Origin of the sequence: Croceimicrobium hydrocarbonivorans (assembly GCF_014524565.1) — a bacterium.
Lineage (GTDB): Bacteria > Bacteroidota > Bacteroidia > Flavobacteriales > Schleiferiaceae > Croceimicrobium > Croceimicrobium hydrocarbonivorans.
The window spans coordinates 3703195-3716102 of record NZ_CP060139.1; the positions used below are offsets into that span (position 1 = coordinate 3703195).

At 43.7% G+C, this 12908-nt stretch carries 10 protein-coding genes; 2 read left to right on the top strand and 8 right to left on the bottom strand.

The features are described from left to right. The first annotated feature begins 1 nt into the window (after position 1). Positions 2-877: a hypothetical protein gene (locus H4K34_RS16640; protein WP_210758513.1), complete on the top strand. Its 876-nt coding sequence runs from the start codon at positions 2-4 to the stop codon at positions 875-877. A gap of 761 nt (positions 878-1638) precedes the next feature. Then, positions 1639-2322, top strand: a complete 684-nt coding sequence (locus tag H4K34_RS16645) for an outer membrane beta-barrel protein (RefSeq protein WP_210758514.1) — start codon at positions 1639-1641, stop codon at positions 2320-2322. A 191-nt stretch (positions 2323-2513) separates the two neighbouring features. Here the strand turns inward: H4K34_RS16645 and H4K34_RS16650 are convergent, their stop codons facing one another. From H4K34_RS16650 to H4K34_RS16685, 8 genes are all read right to left on the bottom strand, one after another. Continuing rightward, a complete protein-coding gene (locus H4K34_RS16650; protein WP_210758515.1) occupies positions 2514-3698 on the bottom strand; it encodes a T9SS type A sorting domain-containing protein in 1185 nt (394 codons plus the stop codon). Between the two features lie 209 nt (positions 3699-3907). Next, positions 3908-6598, bottom strand: coding sequence for a response regulator (locus H4K34_RS16655; protein ID WP_210758516.1), 2691 nt, complete (start codon positions 6596-6598; stop codon positions 3908-3910). A gap of 79 nt (positions 6599-6677) precedes the next feature. Next, entirely contained in the window at positions 6678-8303 is a 1626-nt protein-coding gene (locus tag H4K34_RS16660; RefSeq protein WP_210758517.1) for an acyl-CoA carboxylase subunit beta, read from the bottom strand. Continuing rightward, positions 8303-9394, bottom strand: a complete 1092-nt coding sequence (locus H4K34_RS16665; protein ID WP_210758518.1) for an SH3 domain-containing protein — start codon at positions 9392-9394, stop codon at positions 8303-8305. Before H4K34_RS16665 ends, H4K34_RS16660 begins: the two co-directional genes overlap by 1 nt. 15 nt (positions 9395-9409) lie before the next feature. Beyond that, on the bottom strand, positions 9410-10015 hold the full coding sequence (locus H4K34_RS16670; protein ID WP_210758519.1) for a WbqC family protein: 606 nt from the start codon (positions 10013-10015) through the stop codon (positions 9410-9412). Next, positions 10012-11667 (bottom strand): signal peptidase I, encoded by a 1656-nt coding sequence (gene lepB, locus H4K34_RS16675; RefSeq protein WP_210758520.1) that lies wholly within the window; start codon positions 11665-11667, stop codon positions 10012-10014. Before lepB ends, H4K34_RS16670 begins: the two co-directional genes overlap by 4 nt. Next, complete coding sequence (dapB, locus tag H4K34_RS16680; protein ID WP_210758521.1) at positions 11664-12380, bottom strand: 4-hydroxy-tetrahydrodipicolinate reductase; 717 nt, start codon at positions 12378-12380, stop codon at positions 11664-11666. Before dapB ends, lepB begins: the two co-directional genes overlap by 4 nt. Next, complete coding sequence (locus tag H4K34_RS16685; RefSeq protein WP_210758522.1) at positions 12377-12907, bottom strand: DUF5683 domain-containing protein; 531 nt, start codon at positions 12905-12907, stop codon at positions 12377-12379. Before H4K34_RS16685 ends, dapB begins: the two co-directional genes overlap by 4 nt. Position 12908: the final 1 nt, after the last annotated feature.

Here is a 12908-nt window from a genome sequence, read left to right on the forward strand (position 1 = left end):
CATGAACACTTTTATAAGCAAACTCTACATACGCACCAATTCCCTCAACGAGGAGAAAATCTGCGTGGGCTTATATGCCGTATCTGAAAGCTTTGTTCATTTTGATTTTTCGAAACGAAAATTGCATTGGATGCGTCCTTTTTTGGAAAAGGATGTCTTAAATAGCCTGGAACGTAATTTAAAGTCTTTAAGAAAAGAAATTAGAGATCTGGAAAAGGATTCGGGTATCTTTAGGTCCGAGTGGAAAAATCGTTTTTTAAGTCCGGGTCATTTTAATTATTTAAACACCTATTCTGCGGGTTTAATGGCAATCGATAAGCCTCATCCGATTGCTTTGGAATTAAATCTAGATTCTTATCTGCAACTTTTTCGCACTTATGTGGATGAAGGCTCTGATTCCATAAGCGCGGAGAAGAAGCCCAGTTTCAAGCGTCATTTTTCAGAATGTTTGAAACGTCCTGAGTTTGATCGTATAGATAAAGAGTATACCCTAAGTCCTAAATTTATCAATAGCATTTACCTAGAGCATAAGGTAGATTTTATAGGTAAAAACGGAGCCCTGCTAGCAGGCTTTTCCATCGACTTCAATACCGAAGCTCATACCATAGAGCGTCACTTAATAGAGTTTGCTTCCATTAGTCGCGGTTTGAATGATTTTTCTAAACTGCATAAAATGAAAGGGGGTAATTATTATGCCTTCTTTAGTGAACCATCAGGAAAAGAGGCCCGGAGTTTATTGGATCGTGCCAGAGCAGATCACAGCAAAGGATTCGAACTGCGCGAAATTGACTATTTGGATGTACTTGCTCCTCATCTGGAAAGGGAGGAGTTTAGCAAGTTCTCAGCTTTTGTGAACTCCTTAGAACCGGGACGATAAATTGGATTGAAGCCAAGGAAGTAGGATTGGTCTTTCAAATTTTGGTGCCGTGGGTTTAACCGCAAAGACGCGAAGAAGCAAAGATTCGCAAAGCATCTCCTTAGACCTCTGTGCACCTCCGCGCTCTTTGTGCCTCGAGCGACAAAGGAGCGGGCGGTGATGCAATAGCGAAGCGGGCGGTGAATTAGGTAGTTGGTAGTTAGTCGTTGGTAGTTTGTTTGAGACGATAGTAGATAGACCATAGACGGTAGATTTGATTGGAGCCAAGGAAGTAGGATTGGTCTTTCAAAATTTGGTGCAGCGGGTTTAACCGCACCTGCCTGCCGATAGGTAGGAAGAAGCAAAGAAGCACCTGCCTGCCGGTAGGCGGGAAGGTTCGAAAAGTATCTCTCTGTCTGCCAGTAGGTCACTCTGCGTAACTCTGTGCTCTCTGCATCTCTAGCGAAGCGGGCGGTGAAGCATACCACAAAATACCTCTGTGTACCTCTGCGCTCTTTGTGCCTCTAGCGACGAAGGAGCGGGCGGTGAGGCAATAGCGAAGCGGGCGGTGAATCTAACCGCAAAGAAGCGAAGGAGCAAAGTTTCGCAAAGGAACTCTAAGGTCCCTCCGTGCACCTCCGCGTCCTTTGTGCCTCTAGCGAAGCGGGCGGTGAGGCAATAGCGAAGCGGGCGGTGAAGCAACAACCTATCCAATTCTCCCCTTATATTCGTAGCTCAAAACCTAATTTGAATTAGTTGTAAGTTCAAACCAGTTTTAAAACATGAAAACCTTCTTCTGCCTCGCCTTATTTATCCTCGGTTTCAATTTGCAAGCACAATACCGCTATGGCCCTATAGCGCAATTGGGTTTAAGTCATATTTGGACAGACTATGATGCCGATTTGCAGGAACAAGAGCGCTTTTTGGGTGCCGCCTATTCCCTGGGAGTTTTTGCCGAAAGGAGTCTTAGCGAAAAATCCAATCTTGGATTTAGCTTAAACCTCCAGCAAATAGGCAGTAAGGAAAAGACCATTGGCCCTTATTATAAAATTCCAGCCAATAATCGGGATTACCAGGATTTAAGAACCGAACATCGCCTATTGGGCTACCTAAGCTTGCCTATTTACTATTCCTATAATTTGGATAAGTTTCAGCTTCAGCTAGCCTGGAACACCTCTTTATTATTGGCCTATTATGTGCGAACAGAATACGCCTGGAGACGAGACAATGGTGAAGCCCATCCGGCAGGAGAGGATCAGTTCTACAGGCTTAGTCCGAATAATCTTGCCTATAAGTATCTTGATTTTGGTCCACAAGTCGCTTTGCTCTACTCCCTTAGTGATCGTTTGCAAGTTCAGGCTAGCTATTACCATGGATTGCAGCAAATTATCTATGAAGGCATTAGTAGCGAGGCCTATATACGATCCTTGCAATTTGGATTTCGTTGGGTGATTAATGAAGAATAGCTCGGGCTTGAATTACAAATTCAAGCCATTATTACAAATTCAAGCCAGTATTGACCCTGAATCGAATTTGCAACTGGATCGAATTTGCAACTGGATCGAATTTGCAATTCGATCCAGTTTAAAATACTAAAGCCACGATCATCGTAATGATGGACCGTGGCCTTAGGATTGCTATGCGAACAAATTAATCTTTAGAGAACCTGAATCTTTTGCATCTTCAGTACTTCTCCTTTTTGGTTTTTGATTTGCACCAGGTATAAACCAGGATGTGCAGGGGGGAGGATATTTATTTGCTTGCCGCTGTTAGCAATTTCGCTGCGATTGATTTGACTCAATACTTGACCATTGAGGCTCAGAATTTCGATTTGCCCTAATTCATTTTCGTTCTCAAGCGCAATGCTTAAGGTCTCACCACTTTGAATAGGGTTAGGGTAAACCTGGATATTAGAAGCTTGATTCTCTTCTAATCCAATTCCCAAGGAATTACGCACTACGTAAGGACGGTAAAAGAAGCCAGTAATATTATTAAGTCCATCTAAATTGTAGCTAAGAACGGGGTAGCCCGATCCTGTTTTAGCATAAAACACTACAAAGTGGGTAGTTTGTGAATTTCCCTGAGTAAGTCCAAAGGCATTCATTAAGGCTGGAGGTGCAGGCTGTCCACCTAAGAAAAAGCTATCGGTGGTGGTATGCATTACGTCGATCATATATGCATCTACCGGAGGCATGGCATTTCCAAATTCATCAGGAATAATAACCTGACCTTCACCTACCACAGTACGAGTTTCTTGATCGGTGTTTTTGATGTATCCAGGAGCTTGGTTTAATCCAAAACCGGCAATGGTTAAATCGAAATTAACGACACGATTATTAGAGCGAGACCAGCTACTTTGTGAGTTTACTGGGAATTTTAATAGATAAACGGTGTCTTGAAAAGGAATACGCTGTTTATTGATCACCAATTCATCGCCGGCATTTCCAGTAAAAACCCCTAAACTCTCCCAATAGTCTTCTACATAAAAGGCAGCTACATAAAAGCCACTGGCATTAATATTATAGAATTCATAGCCATCAATACTGGCTCCACTAGGGCTGTTCAGATCATCGTAAACGAAATTGTAAACATCAGGATAGCCGGTGGTACTATCCTTGGCATCAAAATAAACTAAGGAGTCGAATGACGTTGGGATCAAGGTAGAATAGTCCCAGGTTTGACCGCTACCCGGAGTAGCTGGACTCACCGAAGAAACATTAGCTCGGTGGTAAATATCCGAGCCGGCTGCCGGAACCGAAAAATTCGAAAAGTCGATGATTTGAGCGTTTAAGTTGCTCACTAGGGTCATCGCGGCTAAAGCGGAAAATAGTAGTTTTTTCATAGGTATTGTTTTGAAAGATTTACTGCCGCAAAGGAGCGAATAGTCCCGGATTCTGGATATTAAAATCGAACCAGGCTTTATAAAATTTGAAACCTATATGTTCTTAGGTGTTGATAATGAGGATTCAGGCTTGAATTACAAATTCAATCCAGTATCGAATTCAATCCGGTACTGCACTAGATCGAATTTGCAATTCGATCGGTAATCGACTATAAGTACTGTCCTGGAGTTTCTTCGAATTTATCCTTAAAGCATTTCACAAAATAGGCAGCACTATTAAAGCCACAGGCAAAGGCTATCTCCGAAACATTGCCTTCCTTTTGCTGCAGCATTTCCTTGGCCTTATCCAAACGGAAATTCTGGATAAGCTTATTGGCAGATATGCCTAAGAGGGCCTTAAGCTTTCGATTGAGATGGGTTTTACTCATGGCCACTTCATCGGCCAAATTCTCCACGCCAAAGCTTGGGTTGCTGAACTCCTTATCCAGGCAAGTTTCCAGTTTTTGCAAAAAGGCTTTATCTACCTTATTAACAGTATTCTCCTGTACTTGCTGTAAGTTTTCCTGTGCTTGCTTTTGCAACCAGAGCGCTCTTTGCTTTAAGATATTCTTGACTCTCAACAGTAGTTCTTCCGAATCAAAAGGCTTGGCCAGATAGTCATCAGCGCCAGCGGCTAATCCTTCATTAACGGCCTGCTGTTCGCTTTTGGCAGTTAGCAGGATAATAGGGATATGACTGGTTTGGGGATGGTTCTTTAATTTCAAGGTTAGTCCCTTGCCATCCAATTCGGGCATCATTAAATCGCTGATGATCAAATCCGGCATTTGCGCCTGGGCTATCTCCCAACCACTGTTTCCGTTTTCGGCAACCAGGACTTCAAAATCAGAGACCAGGCAAGATTTAAGGTATTTCCTCAAGTCTGGATGGTCTTCTACTACTAGTACTGTAGCCTTATGGCTTGGATTGATTTCTCCAGAATCTGGCTCTGATCCATCTTCTTCTATAAACTCTAATTCGGTATGGTCTTTAAAGTTTTCAGGATAAGGGATTTCAATGCTAAAGAGGCTACCCTGCTTAATTTGACTTTCCACTTTTATGTCACCTCCATGTTGCTCAACCAGCGCTTTGCAGAGAGCTAAGCCAATACCGGTGCCGGCCATCGGATTGCGAGGAGCATCTGGATCCTGGTAAAATCGATCGAATACATAGGGAAGGGCCTTGGCGCTTATTCCCGCACCTTGATCTTCCACTTGTATCCGTACTTTCTGATTCTCCAAGCTTTGCAGTTTTAAGCTCACAAGCGCATCGCTGCCACTGAACTTTATAGCATTGCTCAGCAAATTGGCAATAATCTGCTGCATTTTCTCCCCATCAAAGGGAAAGAAGAGGGGATTCTCGGTACCATGATATTTCAGTCGAATACCACGCTCCTGAGCCAAAGAGCTAAATTGACTTAATTGATAATTGAGGAAGGCGTTTAAGTCCTGCTTCTTTAAGATCAGCTGAGGAGGGTTAAACTCTTGTCGGCTTAAATCTAAGATTTGGTTCACCAGATTTTGTAAGCCTTCTGTAGCATTTTTAGCGATACCCAGGGCCTCTTTCTGATCGCCTTCTGGCAGATCTTGCCAAACTCGCTTAACCGGATCAGCCACCAATGTAAGGGGACTGCGCAATTCGTGGGAGATGTCTTCGAAAAAGCGACTCTTAATATGGATCAATTGTTGGGCTTCTCTTCGCTCTTGCTGGATTTTAGTCACCTCGGCCGCCAGTGAGAAAAAGAGGATTAAAGAGAAGATCAATGTTCCGATCTGAAAGAAATAAGGACTAAAGTAGGAATTGGGAACCCAGCCCAATTCGGTGATAGTCATTAATAAAGCGCCGACCAGTAAAATCACGAAAGAAATTAATAATCGCTGAGCCGCTTCCACTTTTTGGATACTGTAGTAGATCACCATAAACAGATGCACCACCAGTACATAGGCCAGAGCATAATTGATCCAATAGAGCAGAGGACCAAAGATGGAGATAAGTAAGAGGCCCAAGGTAATAAGGTGGCTAATACTGAAAAACCAAAAGGCTTTTTTACTCCTCTTCCTCAGTTGTAGGTATTCCTCCACAAAAAGCCCTCCAAAAAGAGTAAGGAAGGAAAGTACAATTAAACTGGGTTTAAAGGGATCAATATCCTTGAACCAGCTTAGCCAAAAGGGATTTAAATTGCTGCGAATCTGGAAATAAGGAATCCAAAAAAGCATATGCAAGCCAAAATAAACCAGCGCTCGATATTTGATTAGATAGGCCGCTACAAAAGCAAAGAGACCGATCAAGAGTATCATACCAGCATAAAGGTTTTGAATGCGAGTTTTTTGATAGTATTCTGCTCTTAAAGCCGAGGCCTCGAAGAGGAATAATTCTGTGTAATGGGGATTGGTATTTGAGGGCTCAAATTCCTGATAAACCAATAAGGCCTGGCCTTCATCAGACCCTAACTGTAATGGCAAATAATGATGCGCGCTGGGTAACGCATTTTTAGCTTGACCTAAACTATCAACCTGAATTCCCTTTTCCTTAAAATGGAAAAGCACAATGCGATTCGCGAGTCGGCAAAAGCGAAGAAACAAACTAAGATCTGCTCCACTGCGATTATCCAATCGAAAATAAAGGAATTGCCCCTGGTTATGATCTCCCAGTTCTTTATTGATGAAGCTATATTGATCCGCATTTAAGGGAATAGATTCTAAATCCTCAATTACGACTAGTGAATCCCTAAAGTCGGCATTGTAGATTTCAGGATCTGAGATGCTAAAGCTCTGAATACCATGATGACCCTGACTCCATAAGCCAAAAGGCAAGAGGAATGCAAATAGTAAAAGCCTAAAGAGCTTAATGGGGGGCAAAGGCATGGTAGAGTTTTCCCAGCGAATTTAGCACAATTCTATGCTGAAAGCCGCAGGGAAAAGCCCCATTTATTGTCTTTCAGCTTTAAGCTTGAATTATGCCCGGGTTGTAAGCTCTTTCAATAGGAGCATGATTGGCCATTTCAATTCCCATGCTAATCCAAGTACGGGTGTCTAAGGGATCAATAATAGCATCGGTCCACAAACGAGCAGCGGCATATTCCGGCTTCATTTGCTCTTCGTAGCGATCCTGAATTTTCTTGAGCATCGCTTCTTCCTGCTCCTTACTGATTTCCTCACCTCTGGATTTTAAGCTGGCTTTTTCGATTTGCAAGAGCACCTTCGCGGCTTGAGCTCCGCCCATTACCGCCAGCTTACTGTTAGGCCAAGCTACAATAAGTCGGGGATCGTATGCCTTACCACACATGGCATAATTACCGGCACCAAAGCTATTGCCAATGATTACCGTAAACTTGGGTACCACCGAATTACTCATGGTGTTCACCATTTTGGCGCCATCTTTAATAATACCGCCGTGCTCACTGCGCGATCCTACCATAAAGCCGGTAACATCTTGCAAGAATACCAATGGGATTTTCTTCTGATTGCAATTGGCAATAAAGCGAGAAGCCTTATCGGCTGAATCGGAATAAATTACTCCTCCAAATTGAGTCTCGCCCTTTTTGGCGCGCAGTAATTCGCGGTTGTTCGCCACTATACCTACCGCCCAGCCATCGATACGGGCATAGCCGGTAATGATTGTACGACCGTATCCCGCTTTATATTCTTCAAATTCTGAATTGTCTACCAGGCGCTCAATAATGTCTAAAGTCTTATAGGGCTTGCCATCCCGTGGAATTAAGCCGTAAATTTCTTTAGGATCCTTAGCCGGCTTTTGGGCTTTGGCGCGATTAAAACCAGCTTTATTGGTATCGCCCATTTTATCGACAATATTCTGGATGCTAGTTAAGGCATCCTTATCGTCTTTAGCCTTATAATCAGTAACTCCTGAAATTTCGCTGTGCGTTGTAGCTCCACCCAGGCTTTCATTATCAATATCTTCACCAATGGCTGCTTTCACTAAATAGGAGCCTGCTAAAAATATAGATCCGGTTTTATCCACGATCAAAGCCTCATCGCTCATAATAGGCAAATAGGCACCACCGGCAACGCAGGAACCCATGATGGCGGCAATTTGACTAATCCCTTTAGAGGATAGAATGGCATTATTTCTAAAGATGCGTCCGAAGTGTTCTTTATCCGGAAAAATTTCATCCTGCATTGGCAGATATACTCCCGCACTGTCTACCAGATAAATGATAGGAATATGGTTTTCCATGGCCAATTCCTGGGCCCTTAAGTTTTTCTTGCCGGTAATAGGGAACCAGGCGCCAGCCTTAACCGTGGCATCATTGGCTACTACTAAGGTCATGCGGCCCTTGATATAACCCAACACAACTACAACTCCGCCACCAGGACAGCCTCCATGCTCGGCATACATATCGTAACCGGCAAAGGCACCAATCTCAATTTGAGGTTTCTTCGAATCTAATAAATAGGCAATACGCTCCCGAGCTGTAAGTTTTCCTTGCTCATGTTGTTTGGCAATCTTTTTATCGCCGCCGCCTTTGTGGATTTTATGGAGTTTGGTTTTTACTTCCGAAACCAGAAGTTTCAGATGGTCTTCGTTCTTGTTAAATTCCAAGTTCATTAGTTCGCGCAATTTTCAACGGTAATTACCGCTTTGAGAGAGAAAAGTTGAGGTGAGAAAGCATCACTTTGCAATAAGCTGAAGACATTTTGCTCTTCACGCACACTTACAAAAATGATTTCGGGTAGGCCATCACCACTAAGGTCGCCATACCAGTATAATTCGGGGATGCTGCAGCTACCATAGTCGCCCAGCACTTCTTTGAGGTCTTGTGTTTTGGTTTCGGCACCAAAGCCCATACTAGCTACCAGCTTATAGTTTTCGGCTTTGGGGCAAGGTCCAGCTTTAGTGATGGAACCGGTTGCACTGAGTTTCAATCCGTTTTGGGGATCTAAAGTCCATTCTTGCCCTGGGAATAAGCGCTTACCGCGGATGCTAATCGTTTTTAAAACATCGGCTAATTGCACTTCCTGATAAGGGTAGGAGCCGGGTACGCCAAAAAGGAATAAGCTTCGTTCATCCTGATCCGTAAGTACATCAAATTCCATGGTTTGGCTATTCTGATTCTTACTTAAAACCACATTCAGGTTTAAAGGTTTAATGGCCATGGTCCCAGTGGGATTAATTTCATCATCCAGAAAAACCCCATACCAATAGAGTTTTAAATTTATATCCTGCACCGGACCGCAGTAATTATAGGTCTCGGTTAAGAATTGGAATTCAGGATTGGGTAAATAAATATGTGGGGTTTTTAGTACTTCTTCTTGGGCTGCTATTATGGTGTCCCCCAAGCTATCACCCGCTAGCAATTTTTTAGAAGCCTCAATAAGGCTGTCAGTTTCAAAGCTGAGATCAATGGTTTCCAGAAATCCATCGAAGGAGTAGCCCTGCTGACCTTTATAATTTACCTGGCGCCAAAAGCCTTTGATGCCTTCATATTGCAATTCGCCATAGCTGCTGTCGGCACAATAATGTACGGTGTCATTTTGCGGAATGGTGCGGATAAATCCTTTACCGGGCGCTTTACGAAGAATTAAACCACTAGGGGCTGTAACCTTGGCCCAGGTTTTTGGGCATTCTTGTGCGAGAAGAGCGGGGCTCGCCATAAGGAAGCAGAGCAGCACCGCAATGATGGGGAACCTTTGGAGCATGCGCGAAAATACAAATTATAGCTGCCTTAAATAGTCGTAAGCTGCCGGACCTTCATTGAAGATTAAATCCAAAACCGAGAGCTCCGATTTGAAAGCGGTTTTATGATCAAATACCTGCGGGTATGCCGGATTTTGCTGTTCCGAGCGCAGTTTAGGGGAGAAGCTTTCGCGGAAGTCGTTTTCCACAGGATTAGGTTCCAACCAACTTTCACTGAGCTGTACAATACCATCAAAGCGCAACCATTTTAAGATGAGTTGAGTTGTAGCCAGATTAAGCTCCGCTAAATTTTGAGGCGCTTGGGCAAAGAGGGCTTCAATCTCAGGTGCCAGAGCATCGAAGAAAGGACTGCCCCCATAGGAGGTGTTTAAGGCTTGCCAATGTTGCTGTGGCCAGTGATCGCGCTCACTGATTTGGGTATCTCGCATCAAGCCCCGACTGTTTTTATCGATGGCCAAATTGAGCATGAGCTCGCCATTAGGTCCGTCGATATAGCAACGGTTGCGATAGGTCTGCTTTTGAAAGCGATCGTATTGTTCCAGAATAACTTGATCACAGCGGATGAGCTGCGCATAATAGGAGACAGGCCCCCAGTAAGTTAAGCTGAACAATCCTTGAATCAAGCGGCTTGCTTTTTCTTATTCCGCCAGTAACGGAAACCATAGAAAGCCGCCACTGCTCCAATAAAGTACCAGAAATAAGAGCGACGTTCGCCTTCGCCACTAACGGTGGTAAATACACGGTCGGTACGAATCTTATCCATGCCACTAGCGTATTTGTCGTAGCTCATCCAAATGAAAACCGGCTTTCCTACGATATGGTCGGCGGGTACAAAACCCCAATAACGACTATCCAGCGAATTATGACGGTTATCACCCATCATCCAGTAGTAGTCCTGGGCAAAGGTGTAATGCGTTTGTTCTTCACCGTCAATAATAAACTTATGACTCATCCCTTGTTTGGGCGAAACTACTTTAAAGTCATGCCCCTCATAAACCTCAATTATACGCTTGTAGAGATGGTAATTATTGATGGTGAGCTCCACTTGTGATCCGGCCGATGGAATTTGAATAGGGCCGAAATTATCGCGGGTCCAATGGTAAGGGTTTCCGGGAGGGAAGATCTGAGAACCATTGTCGTGATAAGCAGCATAATAAAACTGCAAACTGGAAGGAATGGACTTATCTAAATACTTGTGATTAAGTACAAAGAGGGTGTCGATATTTGAAATCTGCTTAAAAGTCTCAATAGCCGCATCACTAATGGTCACTACATAATCTTGCATGCCTTGAGGGATCTCAATCTGGCCAACTCGATTTCCATAGTTGCGCACAATGTTCGCGTGTAATTCACGTAAATCGATAACATCGTTAGCATCTCCAGTGGTATTGATGTCGAAGTCCTCCTTAAGCTTATTTTCATTTAAATAACCCTGGGTCCGCACAAAGTACTGGAACTGCTTAATGGTGCGATCCGGCATTTCCTGGGTTTCTCCATTAATGTAAACCTCACCGTCTTTAATATTCAACTGATCCCCGGGTAAACCCAAGCAGCGCTTTACATAATGTTCGCGCTTATCAACCGGATAATAGTCTTCCATGGGATAATTGAATACCACCGGATCATTGCGCTTTACATCGCTAATCTTGGGTAAGCGTAAATAAGGAAAAGTCACCGCATCACTAAAGGATTTCACTTCGGTAAAAGGAATCTTATTGTGCATCAGCGGAAGCGAGAAGGGAGTCATGGGCAAACGACTGCCATACTGCAATTTGCTCACGAAGAGGAAGTCACCCACCATCAGCGATTTCTCCATCGATGGAGTAGGGATGGTAAAGGCTTCGAAGGTATAAGCGCGAATTAAAGTAGCGGCCACCACAGCAAATACGATGGATGCAAAGCCTTCACTGATGTATTTACGGATGATTTGAATATCACGATCCTGATACTTCAATTTGCTGGTATAACCCAGATATCCGAAATAGAGACCGAGGGTAATAACCCCCAATACGGTATTGATGATATTGGCGATGCGATACATGTGCATCAGCTCAAAGAAGATCACCACCATCATTACATTACCTACAACTGGTAAAATGGCCAGGATGGTCCACCACCAAGGACGGTGAATCACCTTGGTCATGATGTAAATATTGTAATAGGGCAGCAGGGCTTGCCAACTTTTATAGCCGGCGCCGGTGATAAAGCGAAGGGCTAAAACTCCATAATATACTTGCAGGAGGGTAAGAAAAATCAGCGTAAGGCCTATACTCATGATGGTAAATTTAATACATCGCGCATGCTGTAAACGCCTTGTTTGCCATTTAGGTATTCAGCAGCAATTACAGCACCTAATGCAAAGCCTTGGCGGTTATGCGCAGTATGGGTAATTTCAATATCGTCGATGGCACTGCTATAGCGAATGCTATGGGTGCCAGGTACTTCGTTTTCACGGATGGCTTCGATACTCAGATCAGAATCTGATTGAGCATTTTCTTTTAAAGCCCATTTATCTTTTTGAGGAAGACCTTTAATTAAGTCTTCAGCCAAACTAATGGCGGTTCCGGAGGGAGCATCCAATTTATGGATATGATGAATTTCGGTCATCTCCGCATTGTAATCGGAATAAGGAGCCATCAAATCGGCCAAATAACGATTGAGCGCAAAAAAGAGATTCACGCCTAAACTAAAGTTAGAGGCATAAATTAATCCACCATTCTTCTCCTGGCAAAGGGATACAATTTCATCATATCGATCGAGCCAGCCCGTGGTACCGGTTACTATGGGTACTCCAGATTCCAAGCAAGTTTTAAGGTTGCCATAGGCTGCTTCCGGAACGGAGAACTCAATGGCCACATCGGCCTTTTTCAATTCGGAAACTTGTGTGCCTTCCGAACCAAAACGGGCCACTACTTCATGACCGCGATCCACTAAAATCTTTTCCAGGGTTTTGCCCATCTTTCCGTATCCTACTAAGGCTACTTTCATGGATCGAGATTTATTTTGAGACCAATGCCTACGGCCGAGAAATTGCCCATGGGGATAATTCGCGGTTCGAGGTTAAAGCTCAGGTCTTCGTTTACATTGTAATAAAAGAGGTGGGCATCTACATGGGCATCTACCACATTTAAGGCCCAAATAGCAGCGCCAATAATTAGGGATAGATCACGCCAATCGCGGTAAATATTTTGCAATTCTACCAATTGTCGATCCGAGTAAATCCCTTGATATTGATCAACACCCGAACTATCTGCCCGAATTAGAAAAGCATCCAGATACTGGCGGTACAAACGGTGATTATCAATAGCGAAATAAGCACAGGCGCCAATTCCACCATAAATGATGGGCATTTTCCAATACTTGCCATTATAGGCTTGTCCGGCTCCGGGTAATAGGGTAGAAAGCCAGGTTGCCCTGCTAACTGAATGCAGCTGGGAGCTGTCTAAAGGCTCCTTGCGGCTATCTTCATAGCTAAGACTATCATTGTTTTGGCCACTAAGCTGAAAGCTTGCCAAA

What these genes read in the sequence shown, in the direction of transcription:
- H4K34_RS16640 (WP_210758513.1), top strand. Translation starts at nt 2, where the DNA reads ATGAACACTTTTATAAGCAAACTCTACATACGCACCAATTCCCTCAAC.
- H4K34_RS16645 (WP_210758514.1), top strand. Translation starts at nt 1,639, where the DNA reads ATGAAAACCTTCTTCTGCCTCGCCTTATTTATCCTCGGTTTCAATTTG.
- H4K34_RS16650 (WP_210758515.1), bottom strand. Translation starts at nt 3,698, where the DNA reads ATGAAAAAACTACTATTTTCCGCTTTAGCCGCGATGACCCTAGTGAGC.
- H4K34_RS16655 (WP_210758516.1), bottom strand. Translation starts at nt 6,598, where the DNA reads ATGCCTTTGCCCCCCATTAAGCTCTTTAGGCTTTTACTATTTGCATTC.
- H4K34_RS16660 (WP_210758517.1), bottom strand. Translation starts at nt 8,303, where the DNA reads ATGAACTTGGAATTTAACAAGAACGAAGACCATCTGAAACTTCTGGTT.
- H4K34_RS16665 (WP_210758518.1), bottom strand. Translation starts at nt 9,394, where the DNA reads ATGCTCCAAAGGTTCCCCATCATTGCGGTGCTGCTCTGCTTCCTTATG.
- lepB (WP_210758520.1), bottom strand. Translation starts at nt 11,667, where the DNA reads ATGAGTATAGGCCTTACGCTGATTTTTCTTACCCTCCTGCAAGTATAT.
- dapB (WP_210758521.1), bottom strand. Translation starts at nt 12,380, where the DNA reads ATGAAAGTAGCCTTAGTAGGATACGGAAAGATGGGCAAAACCCTGGAA.